The sequence below is a fragment of the Ruegeria sp. ABD4_443 genome, assembly GCF_056160865.1.
Genome location: NZ_JBSWYA010000003.1, coordinates 341,690 through 359,310, shown reverse-complemented (window position 1 = coordinate 359,310; position 17,621 = coordinate 341,690). Strand labels below are relative to the sequence as shown.

The following is a 17,621-nucleotide window of genomic DNA, read 5'->3' as shown; positions in this document are numbered from 1 at the left end:
TTCGCGGTCACGTCACCGAAGCCTCGCCGATCACTAAATTGTTCATTCGCCTGGGCGCCTTACATTCTCGAACTCAGGCCCACCATCGGAATTCGGTGACGCGGCTTCGCCAGGGCGCGAGATTGTTGAACAGTCGAGCCGCAGTTCGGCTGGCATATCGGCACTTAGATCGTGGCACGAAGTCGCGTCAGGACCTCCTAATAAAATATCCCAAAACTCCGCTGGCGAATAGCCACAGGCAGGAACTTCCACGTGGGGCTCACCCAAAAGTAGCTCCGACATCTCGCGGGTATCTGCTAGAGTTAAGCAGGCATCGCGGACCTCCATGAAGGTAACGGCGACAATTGCGGCGGCGCCTACATATGGCGCCGCCTCGATCGCCATAGAGGACACATTAGTGGAGATCATTCGCGATGTTCGTCGAGCAAGCCGTTCGTTGATCGCACCGACACGCTCGCGGAGCGGTCCATCAAGGTTGTTTACTTGAATTTCGAGGTTAGCAAGCCTACGATTAAGGCGAGCGCGTTCGGCGTTGAGTTCCGCGGTTTCGGCGGACAAATCCGTTGCCTCTCGCCGAACGCGTCTAAGATTTCGATCGAGCTCCGCCTTCTCGTTCGCGAGACCGGCAGCGCGTCGACTTAGCGTCTCATTGTCAGCTCCAAGTTTTGCCACTTCGTTTCGTGAACGCCGCAACTCGGCATCTAGTCGCTGGGCCTCGGCCTCGAAAATTTCAGTCTGCGTAGTTAGCCTGACCACCGCTTCACGGTTTCCGCGATGAGTCGTCGGGGTGCCGACATCCGCCACAATGCTGGCTAAACTCCAGAGCCCCCGTTTTGAGGCGTCGTAAACTGCGTCAGCGGTCAGTAAAAGGATATTGCTGCAGAGGATCAACACAATGAAGATTAACAAGAATGAGCCTCGCCTGAGCACGCGAAAAACGAAGCTCGCTATTCGCCGCATAACCTCTCAATTCCCTTCGACGCAAACCTCATGAAACCGGCGCTCTAGCGCATGGTTCCCAGCGAGAACTTCATTAACTCTAAGAAATTCGCGTGCGGTTCGCTCCTTTGTGTCTGCGGCGCACGGATCGTCCGTAGCTTCTAGGAGGCTCGCCACAATTTCCGGTTTCGATGAGAAACGAGCGGCGAGATGCAGAGGTGTCTGACCTTCATCATTAGTCGCGTTGGTATCCACCTCCTTTTCAAGGAGAAAACGGATCACGCTACTCGACCGGTCCCAGGCCGCCGCAACATGCAGCGCGTTGTTGTCATCGTTTGAAACAACACTAAAGTCCGCTCCACCGGCCGCAAAGGCATTTAGAACCCTTAGGTCCTCAGCGTGACGGATCGTATCCAGCAATGCAGGCCAATAATATTTGCCTGCTTTTGAAACGATCGGGCGTGCTATTGACGGTTTCGCACCACCTGCCATTAGCGCCGATACAACATTCGCGCTGTTAGGTTTCATAGCGGCTAAGTGGAGTGGCACAATTCCGTAGTCCCAGGACATGGGATTCCACCGTTTTTCGACCGCATACATCGCGTTTGGATCCGCTCCCCAAGTCAAAAGCCAGCGGACGGTTTCGGCGGATTCACCAATCTCGGCAGCAATGTGCAGTGCCGTGCGCCCGTCACTATCCACGCGGTCTCGCAGGTCCGGCCACCCCTCCTCGCCAGCGGCTCGACGTATTGCCTCAAGCACGACGTGGCCCTTACCTGTTTCGACAGCTAAATGCAGAACAGTAGCTAGTTCCATGTTGCGTTCATTCAGAAACTCATCACTCTCCGATCCTTCTAGGCAAGCGATCAGCGTTTCGCTGTTGCTCTCTCTTATGAATTCAGCATCAACCACGCAGGCAGATGCATTGGCTGAAAAAGCCCAGTATAAAAGTAGGCTGAAGTATGTTTGCCGCATATCTGCCTTTTCTCAACAATCCGTCACAAATGAACAATTAGACATTCCTATGCTTCACGCAAGGCTTGCAGGCTCGTCAACCGCGAGGACATTGGCCTTGTCCCACGTTTACTTGCAAGCATCCCTTGACGTGAATTGAGTCGGCTTGCTGTTCGCCATGGCGTAGCACATGCACTTCTCTCAGACGGGGTCCCTACGGCACCGACGCGACCTCTGCCTGCTGGTTGATCTGGGTGATTATCATGTGGCCACTGCTTCCGCATCTGGACGACTTGATGGAAAAGTGATTCGAACGCCCCCGTTCCGGTTCGAAGGTATAAACCTTTGTCTTGGCCATTGCTCGCGAAAGGTTAACCCAAGATTGCGTCCCGTTTGCTAACAACTGCGTTTTCCCTGATCGCCAGCTGAGCTGTATACCAGTTAAGAATAACGTTCAGCAACCAACACACCATCCACCCGAGCCGTAGCACTCAGTGTCTGTGCCTTCTATGACGTTGGGAAAGACGCATTGCCTATCAAGGCAAATGGCTTCCATCCGATAACAAAACCTCGTTCATGGGAACATCCCAGGGCATCGGGAAGATTGTCTTGATCAAGCAATTCACAAAACCGACGCCGATTGCGTTAGGCCGGGGCTGCAATGCAGCAAAGGTTCTGTCGTAATATCCACCGCCGTTGCCAAGCCGGTAGAGTGCCTGGTCGACACCTACGAGAGGCACGATGACAATGTCTGGCTTCTCGGCATGGCCGGTCTTGGGGACGAGAATATTCCACGCACCGCGTATCATCTCGCAACCAGGTGACCACGCGTGGAATTCCAAAGGTTGATCCTTTGCAACCACGACAGGGAGCAGAATCCGGGCGCCGGCTGCGTGGCTTGATGCCATCCAAGGGCGAAGATCTGGCTCTCCCCGAATTGGCCAGTAGACTGCGATTTTCATCCCCGATTGGGGTGCGACCACATTATCCAGCCCTTCAATCAAAGTCCTGGTGGCCGCATCCCGATCCTGAACTGGCATCTTTCTTAAGGCCAACAATCGCGTGCGCTCAGCGCGGCGAAAACGTGCGACGTCGCGCGCAGCACCAGGATCTATGCTCTCACCTCCAAAAACCAGGTGTTGGTAACAGGGGGCTGATCCACCACGATCAGTTTCACTCTCACTCATGTGCTTGCCTCAACAGTATGGCGCTCGACGCAGCCGTGATCGCGCAGCCGAGGTCTCCAGCTTCCGGTAGCGACCTCCACTATATCGCGCGCAGTCCAGTGCGTAGCCAGCTGCGATTACAGCAGCGCCTAAGTCCTGCCCATCAGCGTAACAAACGCCAACATAACGATCATATGTTCGCTCACCAGTGAGCCTACACTCTACCGCCTTACCGCGCAGGAAGTTGACCATCCACCGGCGCGCATCTCGTCCCGAAGAAGTTCCGAGTTCCGGTGCGTCCACCCCTTGCAGGCGCACAGGCGTCCCGTCGACAACAATCGTATCTGCGTCGCGAACCTGCACACCTCCTGCAGTGGCGGTTGTGCTAATCAGAGCAAGCGCGGCAGTCAGTTTCTTTAACAAGCTCCATCCCCTCGGTTTTGGTTAGTCGACAAGCTTCGTCGCTATCCGTGTATCCAAAAGTTCGTCTTCAATTAACGCGTAGATCTGCTCGGGCGGTGTGTTGAGCGAATACAGCATGAGCGCTGGGTCTACGCCCATATCGATAAGATGTTGCATCGTCTCTCCCTGGCCTTTTTGAATGCTCTCAACTGCAAAAACGACGGGGATCAGGCGTGGTTGCTCGTAATAGTGTTGGTGCATTCCCACGATACCCCGGCGCGATACCAATCGTTCGGAGCCACTGGCGAGAATATATGGGCATGAGGACAAGCAAACCGCTCCGGCTAGAACGCCAGAAGAAAGACCCGCCTCCCGGAGAAGTCTGCCGATGGACAATGCCTCAGACACCACTCCGCCAGGGCTATGGAGCGCTATCAGATCAGGCTTGCCCTGCATGTCAGACAAGTAGGAAGCAAAGCGCCCAGCGTCCCCTGGCTCAATCTGGCCGCTGAGAAGCAGAACCCGCCCAAGATCAGCAACCTCGTGCTGAGTAAAGTTCAACCGGTTGGGAAAATTCTCAGGCACCGGCACGTCAAGCGGCTCGTCTCGGGGTAGCAGTGTCGGGTCCGTGCGATCAGTGCGATATTCTCGGCGCTGATCGCCAGGCGAGACTGGTCCGGAAGGAAGCTCTTCCCTGTCTCGGAAAGACAATTGAGCATCGCTAAAAACATCCGAAACAATGAGGATGCCTGCGATCCCCAATTGTAGGAGCAGCACGTATCTCAGCCCCGATCGTGGGTCGAACCTGGATATGAAGCTCTTCATCAATCTTCGATTTTCTGAGATGTGCGTTCGAGGATTGCTGCATCGGCAACACCCATAGTCGCCTCAACGTCCTTCATCGCATTCATGGCAGCTCTTAGATCCGCAAGCGTCAGGGTATCTTCGATGCTCATACCGTCCTTGCCACTTCGAATAGCAGCCTGTGTGATTGCCAACACGAACACAAGAACGGCCGGCAGCAGATCGATGGCGATGGCTCCGGCCCATGACGGAACAAAGTTATGGGCATACTTGATTACGGCGTCTGCGCTTGAGATCGGGTTGTAGGCGGTTTCAATGGGTGGCTCCATGTCCAGAACTTCGTCGGCCGCGTTCTTGAGCGTTCTGCTTCGCTGATCGAGTGCGTTAAGCACGGAGTTGATCGTGGACGACTGAGCGCTGCGCACATCTGAGCTTCGCCCATCAAGTTCGGGAAGAACCACCGACGAAGGAAGATCTTCGGCAGCACGGGCGACCAGCGGAGCGACACTATATTGGTTCAAACGGGATATTACCCCTGCAAGCTTCACGCTTTCCTCTGAGAATTGCACGGAGCGCCGGTCGACAGGACCTGGCGCTACAGTGAGCTCACGCATTCTGGCCAGAATCTCGTTACCCTGCTGGAACGCCTCTTCGATAAGTGGCTGTTGGTCAGCGATTTGCTCCTCGAGGTTACGCAACTCTTCGGCCTTCTGGGTCAGGACTCGAAATACTGCACCTCGTCCTGCGGTTCCGGACAAGTCACCAGATTGTTCAAGTTCAGCAAGCTCTTCGAAACTCTGGCGCGCGCGTTCCACCTCACGACCCAATGCCTGACCATGCAGTGCGATGTCATGGGACTGTTCAAGTGCCGCTTGGTAATCACGCACCGTGTTTTCCAGATGCTGCTCCACGGCGGCTGATCCGGCGAGCGCCGCAGCGTTGAGCCAGCTCGACATTGCGATAATGGCGACCGAGCCAACAATTGTCGAAACAGTCAGCCCAATGAAGCCGCTGGCCGTTCTCATGGAAGGGAGCAGTCGAAGCATGTAGCTCCAGAAAACGAAGATCCCGACCGAGACCGCGATAGAATAGGCCACTGCCGCAAAGAACGAGACGGCACCATTATCTTCGAGTAGCGAAGATACCCCGAGGTAGGTGTAAATACCGGACGCAATTGCAAGGACGCCCAAGGCTGCCGGCGTGAAGGTGTCTAGCCACGATAGGTGAGCTTCCAGTTCCTTCGCCGTTCGGAGGCCTTTTGCTTCTTCCGCCGAAAGGCGATCTCTGTTCTCTGTCATAGCTGCCAAAAATCCAAACTCTAAATCGCATTAGACCAATAGTTAATCATTGGTTAACACGATTCATACCAATCGGCACGTAGCGTCAGCGTAATCAATCATTGTCAGACAACAGCTTGGATTTCGCCAGTTGCCAGCTGTGAAACGCTGTCACAACACGACCTAGCCTCATCGAAAAAGTGCGAGGACTGTCTTGTGGTGATCACCCGGAAATTAACGCCGGCAACTTCGGCGCGAGCTTTATGGCGTGGCAATTGACGGCCGGTGGCTCGAATGTTGCCGGTCGCGTTGCTCCTTGAGCCGCCACTACCAGCGCTCAGCGCGACAAATATCGCCGGTCAAATTTGGCTTGGGTTGATTGGTGCAGCTGCTATTTACGCCCTTTCGCTTCGTGGCATAGCGCGCCTGGAGCCCAGTGCAGTCTCGATGCTCGGCATGATGAGCCCTGTAACAGCTGTCGTGCTCGGCTGGGTATACTTGGGACAAACGCTTAGCCTCACCCAGTCCATAGGAGCAGTCATAGTTATTGGCTCTGTTGTGGTCGGCCAAAGCGTGAGTCGAAGAGACAATTCGGGTTTGAAAAAATGGAGACCAGCAACAGCTGGATCTGTCTGATGGGTGCAGAGCTGCAAACAGCGAACCCAATCACGCAAGTGGGCGAGGAATGGCTCAGCGCTTCGCTCAAGCCCGTTCGCCAGATCCCTACAATATCGAAGTCCTAGGTTTCCCCACGCATGATTAAGGGGATGGGTTCTGGGTCCACAGCGTTTGATTGGTCCAAACCTCCTGTTGTGCCAGATCCTTTCTGTGAACAAGCAATCGGTAAAGCTAAAAATTACGAGATTAGGTCACGAGAAATGAACCTCGCAAAGGTCGCCAATTGGCGATCCATGGGATGTTGCGGGCGATTTTTTTAGCCACATTCTGCATATCGGAGCCGAGGTCGCTATAACGCCTGGTGTATCCAACGAACACATGGAGCCGGACACATGAAAGACTGGGTCGCAACCAACTGCGGACGGCGCACACAGCTACACAGGCATATGCGTGATGAATTACGTGAGAAATTGGCCAACTATGATTTCACCCACTTCATTACGCTTGCATCAAACCACCAGCCTTTGGGTTATCCACGCATGCGCCGGTTACTAAAGGAGTGGGATGCGCGTGTGAATCGCGAGATCAACGGGCCGAAATGGGGCAGGCGTCCGGACGAGCGATTGGTCTGGTTTGCCTTCCCGGAAAAGTTGGATGTGAATCCTCATTGGCACATGATTGTGCAGGTGGATCCAGACATCGATGCTTCCGAACGAGCAGCGCGCACCGAGTTTTTGCCGGAGATTGGTCACATGCACTGGCTGAGCTTAGTGCAGCAAGGATCTTTTGATTGTCAAGATGTTGAATCTAATGAAGTTATCCAGTATGTTACGAAGATGAGTTTCGACGAGAAACACTTCGAAAAATTCGTTGTATTTCGGGAGTTCATGAACATTTAGGTAACCGCCAGGGGCCTGTCTGCAACGCTACAGGTAACCAGCTACTTCCTCTTCAAGCCGTCGCAAATACGACCTGCACTTTGGTCGTAATGCTTTTCTTTGGCTTGTTGGAAGGGAACCAGTCTTCAGCAGTCAGAACCCTATGGTTAAGAATACGGCTTGGCTGAGCATCGACCGAAGGGGAGGTGTTCATCGGACCGAGAAAGGCCGAAGGCCGCGCGAGGGAGAAACCTATACTGTTTACTCTTTCTAATTTCGGTTGGAAGCTATCTCTTTTCGATAGCCTGCTTCTGTGGGTTGTATTGGTAAAGGTGAAGTTTCTTCTGCTGTATCAGACTAGCCGCTTGGCTCACATGCTCGGGCAGGACAAAGAACCATTCCTTCGGATGCACCTTCTTGCCGAAGCGATCCAAGACGAATAGTTCTGCAGGACGCGCTGCTTGGAAGAATCGGTGAAGAATGCTCTCGACCTTTTCCCTGGGAAGATTCTCTAATTGGTATGTTGCAACAATCTCAACAGGGGCCAGAAGGAAGGTTGGATCATTTTTTGCATCCGCTACGCGCCGTTTCACATCCTGACTGGTTACACCGATCTTGTGAAGAATGTCGCGGTGCGGCCGTATGTTGGGATCATCGGACATGGACCTTGCGACATAAATCGTCCCAGTTATAGACAGCTGGTCAGCCTCCCATGCGGGATCAAGAGGCCCCAACCCGACCTTCTGAACTGAACGGGCGGTTTTATCCTCGTTGAGCGCTTTGCGGAAGGAAGCGACCATGGGGTCGCTTTCCATTCCGTTGGACAGCACAATGCGCAGCCGATCTTCTTGGGAAAGCCCGCCTGAAGATTTGCGCATCCGCTCAACCACGAGGCACAGAAGCCCATTTCGGATGAATACATCCCCGGCGACTGGTTCGATAACGGCCCATTTCTCGACGATCCTTGTTTTCCGCTCACCTGTTTCAAGCGCGGCCTGAATCTGCGAGAACTTCGCCTGAAATTGTTCGAAATCCGAACAGGGAAAAAACTCTGCGCGATGTTCAGGCTGATGTCTCTCTGCAGACGGTGTGACGTGACGGAGGTCCGAGAACTCTGTTGGCACCTCGAGATCGTCATCGGCAAAAATGTCGTCCAGGCTTTCTGGTATAACTTCTTCTGCGGGTTGGTCCCGCCAGTTCGCGTGTTCAGGCTCCGGACCAGCCAGAAGACCCAGCCGATCCGCATCCAATATGTCCTGGCTCGGAGATTGCCTTAGCTTGTCCCAAATGGTTCCGAGGCGCATCTCTTCGTGGTCTTCAGCGTCCGGATCTGGCAGGCGACCGTGCTGTTCAAAAAACCGCGAAACGTCGCTAAGGACTGCTGTTCCATCATCAGATTTTGACGCAACCTGCCTCTGAGGGGCAACCTCAAGAAGGCCGAACTCGTCCGGTTCCGAGAAGATTTCTTCGAGGGTCAGCCTGGGCATCAGAGTGTCCCTTCACGCATGCGTTTGGCTTTCTGTGACTTGAGCCACGCCAAGGCGTCAGCCATCCGCTTTTCCAATGCATAGGGCGAGTTCAGATTGGGTTCACGCCCTTCTGCTGCCCGAAACGCCTTGATCCGCGGCCAAAGTGTCCGTGCTTCTTCTTCAGTCATGGAAACACGGATGGCGACCATTGCGGATTGGACGTGCTGTAGCAGCTGTGAATCGAGTGACTTGGAGGCAATTTCAAATCGTTCCTGGAAGGCGTTCACGCTGTCGATCAGATCGACATCGATTTCGCGCACGTTGATGAACTTCTTCACCATTTGTAAAAGCGTATTCGGAGCACCTTCCGGCTCATCCTGCCCATCATCATCGACGTCTGTCGACTTGCCTTCAAAAGCGGCGGCAGATTCAGCCATACCGGGCTCCTCTTCCTGGCGGGCAAGGGTCAAGATGTTCATATGGGCTGCAAGGTGCTGACGAGCGCTTTCGGTCTCTTCGTCGCTGAGGTCTGGATAGCGTGTTTCGATAATGTCAGTCAGAATCATTTGAGTAGCGACCTCAGGGGCTGTGTCAGGCGCTAAAACACGCTTGTCCATTGCCTGACATGCAGCTGCAAGCAGATCGTGCATATCTTGCTCGCAGATCTCCTTGGCGCGCTCAGTGGGTGGTTCAATCAAGCCCTTGATACCAATCATGACATTGCCTTGACCATCGGTATGCACAGGCTCGCGCACATCCCCGTCTTCACGGCGGTAGAACTTGAAGTTCGGGGCCAGAACCTGCTCCATCAGCAAGGATCCAGAGATCGCCTTGAGCATGTCGTTTACTGCGTCCGAGACCACATCTGTTTCGACGCCAGGCTCCGCCACAAGATTGGTAAAGACGGCACGGGGTTTGCCCGGAGCGTCGCGCGTGGCCCGACCGATGATCTGCACAATTTCGGTCAGCGAAGACCGATACCCAATTGTCAGCGCATGCTCGCACCAGACCCAGTCAAACCCTTCCTTGGCCATGCCGAGCGCGATTATGATGTCCACTTTGGCACGATCCGCCACATCATCGCGTTTACCATCAGCTCCTTTAATCTCCCGCGACAGCGCCGTCTTGACGATGCCGCGCCCCGGACCGTCATCCACGAGGTCGGCTACTTTCAGAACTCGTCCATCGGGCAGCTCGATCAAATCGAATCCAGTATCCGGATCCCGCCCGACATGGCGGCCCAGGAAATCCATGATCTTCCCGACCTCATTATTCTTGTCGTCGAACGCCTCGGACGAGCCACGGTGTGGAATATGGATGATGGTCTTCTGCGCCGGGTCCAGCACACCCTCCAGGCCGTTGACATAGTTACCCTTGTAGAACTGGTAATTCACACCTAGCGCTTTGAGGTGTTCATAGCCCTCCAGTTGTTCATAGTAGCTGTAGGTAATCGTGGTGAACTTGGCTTCATCCTCTGGACGCAGCACAGGGTCCGCGTCGCCCCGGAAATAGCTTCCGGTCATCGCCATCAGATGGCATTTCTCTCGCGCCACAAGTGCCCGCAGGATCACGCCCAGGCGGTTGTGGTCCGACGCCGAAACATGGTGGAATTCATCCACTGCGATAAAGCAATCGTCAAAGGCCTCGATCCCCTGTTCCTCTATCACTTGGTCGTAAGCAAATCGGAAGGTGGCATGAGTGCAAACCAGGACCTCCGCGTCCGAGTTCATGAACTCAACAAAGGCCTTTACCTTCTGATCCTGTGCGTCATCGCCGGTCAGGCAGAGGTTCCACTTGTCCTCGACCTCCCAATCCGCCTCGAACCCATAGCTGGTCAGATCGGTCGAGCGGAACGACCCGCCAATCGAGGTTTCCGGCACGCAGACGATGGTCTTTTCACGAGCCTGATGGCGCATCTTGTCGAGTGCTATGAACATCAGCGCCCGGCTTTTCCCCGCCGCCGGGGGCGCTTTCAGCAGCAGAAATTGCGCCGCCCGCGCCGCATAGGCTCGCGCCTGCATTTCGCGCATACCCATGGCGTTGGTTGAGGATTTCGAGCGCCCGTAGGTCACATTGAGCATCTGAGCCATCTATTTGCTCCTTTTGCCGCGCTTGGGTTTCGCAGCCTGTTTTTCAATCTGTTTGATCTTGGCAGCATAGAGCTTGAAAAGATGCTCCAGCCGTTCGGTGTCGTTGCGGAAGGGCCGCCCGATATACATGGTTTCCAGCAGCTCATCATTCTCCAGATGCACGGCTTGCAAATCGCCGGGCATTTTGTCGGGATCGTAGAGTTCAGAGATGGTGGCTGGGTAATGGGAATAGCGGCATTTTAGGATCTTGCGGGCCGAGGCATTGAGCGCCTCAAGCTGATCTTCTGAGAATTTCGGCACAGGAAAGGTGTTCCAACCAAGGGTATTGGAATAGCGGAAATCAGTCTTTAGTTTTCCACAAACGGTTGCAATCCAAATGAGGTGGACGCGTGAAGCAATTAGAGCGATGCACCAGTCGGGAGCGTCATAAAGAACTTGATTGGCATCACCGCTGATGGTCTTTGAGGTGACCTTTTCGACTGGAAGATAGGGTCTATTTTCGCTCGTAGCTCTTGGGATCAAGATTGCGTGTTTTTCTGCCGAATAGTGCTCACGGAATTGGTGAGGCCTCTCTGCAAGAGCTTTGCCAGCTGCATCTTTCATTTCCAAACGCGCTTTGCGCGTTTCCTCAATTCTTTCGCTTACCTTCGGAAGAGCCAGAGCTTCTTGAAGCTCATCGTCCCCAATCCATAAGCAATATCGTTCGATGCCCTTGGTGACCTCTTGGGCCCCCATGAAGCGCCGGATAAATTTCTCTGCCCCCGGCTCTGCATCAAGAAGGTCATTTTTTTGCTCAGGATTGAACAATAGCTTACCAGCGTCATACGGCATGTTGCCGAAAGCCATATGAGGCAGGTCATAAATGCTCTTCCCAATACCCCGAACCCAAACGTCTGGATAACTTACAAGGTATGCATTGATGTGCTGGACTAACCCTTCATAGTCGGCTTCAAATAGTCGCTTAGGGGCATTCGACTTATTTCGCATCCCGACAATGGCACAGATTACCGCAGCGTTCTTTGCTGCGCTGTTCCTCCACTTAAAAGACCTGTGGGCAAAGGAGATCTCAAGATCACCTGACAGAACTGCAGGCCAAAGCATCGGCACGGATGCGCCCTGGCAGAGCGAATTGGTCGACACCAAAGCCGCCGACGCCTTTTTCCCTCGAATGTAGTCCCCCGCCTTGAAAGTCCACCCGGCAACAAAATCCAGAGCTTTGTAGGTTTTCAGCTTCCCATCGAAGACGAAGTCCCGATCAGCCTTCTGCTCTTTGGTTTGCTTCGCTTTTCCCAAAAATGGAGGATTGCCCGCTATGAAAACCTCTTGCCCTTCCACAGGAGGTGGGCAGACATCTTCCCAATCCACACGCAGGGCGTTGTCGCAGACGATATGGGCGCTTTCGCGCAGTGGAAGGCTAACCGGTCCTTGGCCGAAAACCTCTTTGAACACAGCGTTCGCCTGGTATTCGGCGATGAACAGTGCCAGCTTTGCAGTCTCGGCCGCAAAATCGGTGATCTCGATCCCGTGGAAATTGGCGATTTTTACGGCCGAGAACATCTCCTTGGTGCTCTCCGCCGTCAACTCCTCCAGCCGTTTCAGGATCCGCATCTCGCGTTCGCGCAGCTGGCGGTAGGACACGACCAGGAAGTTGCCTGACCCACAGGCGGGGTCAAATACCCGGATCCCCTCAATCCGGGTCAGCACCTTGCGTAGGCCATTGGGCCGTTCCCACGCCTTGTCGATTTCGGCATCCAGATCATCCAAGAACAGCGGCCCGATCACCTTCATGATGTTCGGCACTGAGGTATAGTGCATCCCCAGCTCCGATCGCTGTTTAGGATCGGCCACGGACTGGATCATTGAACCGAAGATGTCCGGATTGATCTCACGCCAGTCTTCGTCACAGGCATCGCGCAGATAACGATAGGCGGTCACGTCAAAGACAGGCGCGTCGATGGATTCCGCAAAGAGCCCGCCGTTCACATATTCCAGATCACCCGCCCAAGCAGGAAGATCGCTGCGCTTGTCCTTAGGCCGGTTCATGGCGGTGAAGGCATCGATGATTACCTCGCGCGCTTCCTCACCTTTATTACCAGCATGGTTGAACAGGATCTGGCTGAACTGGTTATCGGGGAAGATGCCCACATCCTCGGCAAACATACAGAAGATCAGCCGCATCATCAGCTGGTTCATCTCATGTCGGCGCGCGTCACTGGCCCAATCCGGATTCTTTCGCACCAGCGCGTCATAGAGCTTGGCCAGTTTGGCCGTGACTTTGACGTCGATCGGATTTTCTTCCGCCGCCTCATAGCGTTCCTTGCCTGCTGCGGGCAGGAAGAAGCCGAAGTTGTCACCGATCTCATCAAAGCGGCAATGCAGTGTGTCGCCGCTGGCACGATGTTCGGCTGCCACCATCTCGCCATCCGTAGCGATCAGGATGGCAGGTTTCGCCGTGCTGGTCTTCTTTGAATTGCGCAGGGCCTCCAGCGTGACAGCTGCCATGCCGGTCATGGCGGGGGCATAGTGGAATTTCTTGCTGACCAGGACGCCGCCTGGTTGGTCGGATTTATTGGTTGTTCCGTTCCTGAGTTTGGCTATCGCTGCTTGGGCGACATCCGTAGCCTCAGCGAATTCGAATGGAAATTCATTCGGTTCAAATGGGTTCGAGGAGATCTGTTCCAGAGCTTCGAAGATCTCAGTAGGATTCATAAAGTAGTCCGTTCGTCGTAGTTTTTTGCTAGCTAGGGAAATTGGTCAGTTTAGGATTTTCTATGGCCCCTAAAGATGTTGCGCAACCAGCTGTTGTAGACGCACGTCTCATAGTGAGAACAAAAAGCCACGGACACAAATTTTCAACTTCGGCCTGAACTTTCGTCTGAGATACGGAAAACTCTCAAAAGTATGCTGATTGCCTCTGCACGGACGGTTCAAAGTCAGAAGGAATCCTCAAAGGCGTCGACACAAGAATTCTGGCAGGCCAGGTGGTCCTTGGTAGAACTGGTTGAAGTATTTGAAGAGGATGAAAGGACAACGTGAAAAGGAATAATCTTTCTTTTAGTTTCAGTGTCTTGTGATTTTTTCGTGACAGCTAAAGCGCATCCGGCGTGGTTTTCGCTATAGACTAAACAGTTTGCATGAAAAAGGAGATGTTCCGGCAATGTTTGCAGCGACTACGCATGAACCTAACAACGGCGATAAGTCCGTCATGGAAATCAGTATCTATACCCCGCAAAATAGAGCGCTGCCCCGGGGGCGCTTATCATGAGCGCCAATGAAGCTCTTCTGACAGTCGATGACTTTGCGTTGGCGCTTCACCGAACTGTTAAACCCAGAACAGTGCGGACGATGATCCATCTCGGCAAAATCAAAGCGACTAAGATTGGCCATCGCTACTATATGACACGCTGCGAACTGGAAAGGTTCATTTCGACATGCCACGTAAACGCAAACCGGCCCGACTCTTCCAGCGCAAAGACGATGGCGCATGGGTCATCCTCGACGGAGGACAGCAGATCCGGACAGGCTTTGGTGATGGATTTCATGAAGCAGCGGAAGAAGTTCTGAGCAATTACATCGCCAGCAAGAAGCGGCAAGATGATCGCGTCCACGACCCGAGCGAGATCACCGTCGGCGAGATTTTGGTGCATTACGGCGAGACCAAGGTAAAGGTGGTCCGCGACAGGGAACGTCTGCTCTACACGATACAGGCACTGTCGCCCTACTGGAGCGACCTCAAGGTGTCCGAGATCGATATAGACAGGTGCCGGGGCTACACGGCCTGGAGACGGCGCGCCGCATGGACCGTCCGGCGCGAGATGAACACGCTGAACGCCGCTGTGAAATACGCCATGGCGTCGCGCAAGATCAGCCATGCACCGATCGTAACCTTGCCTGAGAAGGGAGTTGCCAATGACCGCTGGCTGACCGAGGAGGAGGTCCAGCGCCTGCTGGAGGCCTCTGCTTCTCACGTTCAGCGGTTCATCAAGATCGCGCTTTACACCGGACGTCGGAAGACCGCGATCACGCGGCTGAAGTGGATGCCCTCCCTTGATAGCGGCTGGGTCGATCTTGACAGCGGAGTGATCCATTTCCTTGGTAAGGCTGAGGCCGAGACCAAGAAGCGCAAGGGAATGATCAAGATGCCTGGGACGCTTCAAGCAGAGATGAAGACCTGGACGCAGGAGGGGAGCCATGTCGTGTCGTTCAAGGGCGTGCCGATAGATCGGATCGACAAAGCCTTTCGAGCCGCCGTCCAACGGGCCGGTCTTAAGGAAGTGACGCCGCACACCCTAAAGCACACAGCGGTTACATGGGCGTTCATGCGCGGCATGACGCTGGAGGACGCCACGGCCTATTTTGCAACCTCGCGCGAGACCTTGGAAAACGTCTATAGGTCCTACAGCCCAGAAGCGCTGAAGAACGCCGCTGGGATTATGAATCTGGGTATTTAAAAGAGGGGCGCGTTCCTCGCGTGTTCATTGAGCTGCGCACAGATTGTAGTCCGCAGCCCGGCATATGATGATCAAAACTAGATCATGAACTCCTTGAGATCCTGAGCGGGAGTAGGGTGGTTGAGCTTCCCCTTCACACATGTGACTAAGACGAGGGCGTTGGATGGGTCGAGAAGGGTCATCGACTTAGCGACAGATTTGTCGGTCGAAATCGACTACGTTGAGGTTTCCCCCGAGTATCCATCGATTGGCTTGAACGTGAACAGGGCATCGGATCCGTTCGGTGGGCCAGACCTAGAGATGGTTTCCACCGCAGCCATTCCCAAGAACTTGTTGCTGCCCAGGGCACTACACACGGCGGGCATCGAATTCCTCGACCCTATATCTCGATGAATGTCAACGGCTCGAACTGACACCGATGGCAGGCCGTGCGAGCCTACCGGTTTGATCATTTGGTAAAGAACGAACTCTCGTATGTGGTCCGCTTGTCTCACGATTTGCCTCCCTCACCTTCCCCAAAAACGGAGCGTATTACCGTGGTAATTCATTTCGTTGGTTGGAACTTTGAGCTCACTACCATAGGCTGATCGAATATCCGGGAGCCTTGGTATGAATAACTCCGAAGACAATCAAACCTCGGAACCGGCAACGCCCGAGGAAAGCGAAACGCAGGCACCAATACCTGGCGTGGATTTCGTCGTAGCGTTGGACCAGTTGCGTGATATCGACATCAATTCTCTGTTGTCGGTCTCGAACAGTGTAGATTGCCACGACATCAACCAGCTTTTTTCAGATCTGGCCAATAGTGCCGAACCTGAAAATCAACAACCGCTTCAACTGATGGCTGGGCTTACGAATTACCATGTTGAGCCCGATCACCGCACAGAGCCCTTCAGGCCGATGTTCATTTTTGGTGATCGTAGGTCGTTAGTTCCCGGCGACCTGCTACCAGAGCAAATCGACGTCCTGGCTGAACTAGCTCCGGAGATTACCAACGCGGGTCTCAGAGCGCGATTGGCTGATGTCACGTGGTTTGTTCAGCGGAAGCGGCATGACATGGCGGAGGAAGCAATCTCCGCCTATTGCGACAGCGTGGAGCAGGTGCAGGCTGGCACTTCAGTCTTTGCTTTTGAAGATGTATCTCCCTGGGGGGTGCATGCAAAAGAACTATTGGTCCGAGCAGCTCGTGTGTCCCACGCAACTCGATGGCAGCATGAGGCTTCGGAACGGCTAAGGGAAATAATCCGTTCGTTGGTCGCCGATGCCTACAAGGACGGCAACGCTAGTGACTTCGTTCGGATTGTAGAAGTCGATATCGATCATGACATCACGCTAGTAGAAGAGATCGCGGCACGTGCCGAGGAACTGGTTGCAGCGGATGAACTGCAAGCAAACCCAGACCTGAGAATTGACCTTTGGAAGGTCGCTGCCCGATGCCACAAGCGCAACCGGGATGAACAGAACCACAGTCGATGCATGGTTGAAGTTGCTGAGTGCCACGTGCAAAAAGCCGAGTTTGCCGCTTCCCCCATGTTAGCATCCGCCTTTCTGAACGATGCAATTCAGGTGCTCCGCAACTACCCAGGCACAAAGGAGCGAAGGGATGAATTGACCACCTGGCTTAGCAAGGTTCAGCCGTCGATCCGCGATGAGATGGGCTCCTTCTCGACCGAAATCGATCTGTCGGAGATCGTGGAACACTCTTTCGCTTCGGTCCAGGGCCACTCATGGCCGGCCGCATTTCTCTCCTTGGTGTTGTGTGATCAACCCCCTGAACCCGATGCTATTCGTCGGGAGGCTGTGAAACACGCCGAGGAGTTTCCGTTACAAGGCATCATGCCCATGCAGGTCCACGATTTCCAAGGACGGGTCGTGTTCAAATCACCAGGCCTGACCGGAAGTGCCGAACAGACGGAGTTGCATTATCGATACTTGATGTCATTTCACCGCGGGCATTCCCGGCAAGTAACGGTTGCCGGTGCCATCAATCCAATTCGAAGGGTGATTTCAGAAGAACACCTAGTAGCCGCTGATGTTGTCCAAGAGATGATCAAGGACAGCCCATTCATCCCGCTGGGGCACGTATATATTTTCGCCCGTGCAATCGTTCACTTTCTTGGTGGTGAAGATATCGAGGCGGCGTCCCTGTTGATCCCACAGTTAGAGAATTCACTGCGAACGATCCTCTATCATCGAGGTATCGACACCACGACTACGGACGAACACGGAATTCAAACAGAAGCTTCTCTCCCGATGCTGTTGAACCCAAGCAATCCCTGGCGGTCACAATTAGAGAAAATTCTTCCTAAGCGTTACACTCACGAGATCGATCTTCTGTTCAGTTTTCCCGGTGGTCCATCTGTGCGAAATCAGATTGCCCACGGCAAGGTGCCGGTAGGCGGGTTTTGGGATCACAACATGGTTTACGCCACTTGGCTGATCGTCCACCTTGCTGTTCTTCCGCTGGCACAGCGCTGGGGAGATGTCGAGGAGACCTACGCAAGGGTAACTGGCATTAAAAATCCCCAGATTTGACGACCGGGTTTGTCGCATCGGTTACCTCAAACATATCG

Annotated in this window: 13 protein-coding genes and 1 pseudogene; 5 read left to right on the top strand and 9 right to left on the bottom strand. The window is 54.1% G+C overall.

The window, feature by feature from the left end; genetic code table 11:
* Window positions 1-42: 42 nt before the first annotated feature.
* The 6 genes from ACXAG8_RS08735 to ACXAG8_RS08710 all read right to left on the bottom strand — a co-directional run bounded on the left by ACXAG8_RS08735 (window position 43) and on the right by ACXAG8_RS08710 (window position 5,563).
* A complete protein-coding gene (locus tag ACXAG8_RS08735) occupies window positions 43-909 on the bottom strand; it encodes a hypothetical protein (protein WP_475223472.1) in 867 nt (288 codons plus the stop codon).
* Window positions 910-966: 57 nt separating this feature from the next.
* Window positions 967-1,914, bottom strand: a complete 948-nt coding sequence (locus ACXAG8_RS08730; protein WP_475223471.1) for an ankyrin repeat domain-containing protein — start codon at window positions 1,912-1,914, stop codon at window positions 967-969.
* Window positions 1,915-2,429: 515 nt separating this feature from the next.
* Window positions 2,430-3,080 carry a 5-formyltetrahydrofolate cyclo-ligase gene (locus tag ACXAG8_RS08725; protein WP_475223470.1) on the bottom strand — a complete coding sequence of 217 codons (651 nt, stop codon included), beginning with the start codon at window positions 3,078-3,080 and terminating at the stop codon, window positions 2,430-2,432.
* A gap of 9 nt (window positions 3,081-3,089) precedes the next feature.
* A complete protein-coding gene (locus ACXAG8_RS08720; RefSeq protein ID WP_475223528.1) occupies window positions 3,090-3,377 on the bottom strand; it encodes a thermonuclease family protein in 288 nt (95 codons plus the stop codon).
* A gap of 126 nt (window positions 3,378-3,503) precedes the next feature.
* The gene (locus ACXAG8_RS08715) at window positions 3,504-4,238 is read right to left on the bottom strand and encodes a COG3904 family protein (protein WP_475223469.1); all 735 of its coding nucleotides are present in this window, start codon (window positions 4,236-4,238) and stop codon (window positions 3,504-3,506) included.
* A gap of 47 nt (window positions 4,239-4,285) precedes the next feature.
* A complete protein-coding gene (locus tag ACXAG8_RS08710) occupies window positions 4,286-5,563 on the bottom strand; it encodes a hypothetical protein (protein ID WP_475223468.1) in 1,278 nt (425 codons plus the stop codon).
* A gap of 273 nt (window positions 5,564-5,836) precedes the next feature.
* Here ACXAG8_RS08710 and ACXAG8_RS08705 point away from each other — a divergent pair, with 273 nt between their 5' ends.
* Window positions 5,837-6,178: an EamA family transporter gene (locus ACXAG8_RS08705; RefSeq protein WP_475223467.1), complete on the top strand. Its 342-nt coding sequence runs from the start codon at window positions 5,837-5,839 to the stop codon at window positions 6,176-6,178.
* Window positions 6,179-6,552: 374 nt separating this feature from the next.
* Window positions 6,553-7,059, top strand: a complete 507-nt coding sequence (locus tag ACXAG8_RS08700; RefSeq protein WP_475223466.1) for a hypothetical protein — start codon at window positions 6,553-6,555, stop codon at window positions 7,057-7,059.
* Window positions 7,060-7,325: 266 nt separating this feature from the next.
* On the opposite strand, the gene ACXAG8_RS08695 is transcribed toward ACXAG8_RS08700, so the two are convergent.
* The 3 genes from ACXAG8_RS08695 to ACXAG8_RS08685 are packed head-to-tail and all read right to left on the bottom strand — an operon-like array spanning window position 7,326 to window position 13,306.
* A complete protein-coding gene (locus ACXAG8_RS08695) occupies window positions 7,326-8,525 on the bottom strand; it encodes a GIY-YIG nuclease family protein (RefSeq protein ID WP_475223465.1) in 1,200 nt (399 codons plus the stop codon).
* On the bottom strand, window positions 8,525-10,597 hold the full coding sequence (locus ACXAG8_RS08690; RefSeq protein WP_475223464.1) for a DEAD/DEAH box helicase: 2,073 nt from the start codon (window positions 10,595-10,597) through the stop codon (window positions 8,525-8,527). The genes ACXAG8_RS08695 and ACXAG8_RS08690 overlap by 1 nt, the downstream gene beginning before the upstream one ends.
* Complete coding sequence (locus ACXAG8_RS08685) at window positions 10,598-13,306, bottom strand: class I SAM-dependent DNA methyltransferase (protein WP_475223463.1); 2,709 nt, start codon at window positions 13,304-13,306, stop codon at window positions 10,598-10,600. It abuts the gene before it with no gap.
* Between the two features lie 552 nt (window positions 13,307-13,858).
* On the opposite strand from ACXAG8_RS08685, the pseudogene ACXAG8_RS08680 reads away from it, so the two are divergent.
* From ACXAG8_RS08680 to ACXAG8_RS08670, 3 genes and pseudogenes are all read left to right on the top strand, one after another.
* A pseudogene (locus tag ACXAG8_RS08680) lies at window positions 13,859-13,969 on the top strand (hypothetical protein); the annotation flags it as partial.
* Between the two features lie 59 nt (window positions 13,970-14,028).
* Entirely contained in the window at window positions 14,029-15,048 is a 1,020-nt protein-coding gene (locus tag ACXAG8_RS08675) for a tyrosine-type recombinase/integrase (RefSeq protein ID WP_475223461.1), read from the top strand.
* Between the two features lie 609 nt (window positions 15,049-15,657).
* The gene (locus ACXAG8_RS08670) at window positions 15,658-17,583 is read left to right on the top strand and encodes a DUF4209 domain-containing protein (protein WP_475223460.1); all 1,926 of its coding nucleotides are present in this window, start codon (window positions 15,658-15,660) and stop codon (window positions 17,581-17,583) included.
* Window positions 17,584-17,621: the final 38 nt, after the last annotated feature.

Excerpts from the sequence above, each read along its gene's own strand:
- ACXAG8_RS08690 (WP_475223464.1), bottom strand. The coding sequence starts at position 10,597 with ATGGCTCAGATGCTCAATGTGACCTACGGGCGCTCGAAATCCTCAACC.
- ACXAG8_RS08705 (WP_475223467.1), top strand. The coding sequence starts at position 5,837 with ATGTTGCCGGTCGCGTTGCTCCTTGAGCCGCCACTACCAGCGCTCAGC.
- ACXAG8_RS08700 (WP_475223466.1), top strand. The coding sequence starts at position 6,553 with ATGAAAGACTGGGTCGCAACCAACTGCGGACGGCGCACACAGCTACAC.
- ACXAG8_RS08670 (WP_475223460.1), top strand. The coding sequence starts at position 15,658 with ATGAATAACTCCGAAGACAATCAAACCTCGGAACCGGCAACGCCCGAG.
- ACXAG8_RS08675 (WP_475223461.1), top strand. The coding sequence starts at position 14,029 with ATGCCACGTAAACGCAAACCGGCCCGACTCTTCCAGCGCAAAGACGAT.
- ACXAG8_RS08730 (WP_475223471.1), bottom strand. The coding sequence starts at position 1,914 with ATGCGGCAAACATACTTCAGCCTACTTTTATACTGGGCTTTTTCAGCC.
- ACXAG8_RS08710 (WP_475223468.1), bottom strand. The coding sequence starts at position 5,563 with ATGACAGAGAACAGAGATCGCCTTTCGGCGGAAGAAGCAAAAGGCCTC.
- ACXAG8_RS08695 (WP_475223465.1), bottom strand. The coding sequence starts at position 8,525 with ATGCCCAGGCTGACCCTCGAAGAAATCTTCTCGGAACCGGACGAGTTC.
- ACXAG8_RS08685 (WP_475223463.1), bottom strand. The coding sequence starts at position 13,306 with ATGAATCCTACTGAGATCTTCGAAGCTCTGGAACAGATCTCCTCGAAC.
- ACXAG8_RS08725 (WP_475223470.1), bottom strand. The coding sequence starts at position 3,080 with ATGAGTGAGAGTGAAACTGATCGTGGTGGATCAGCCCCCTGTTACCAA.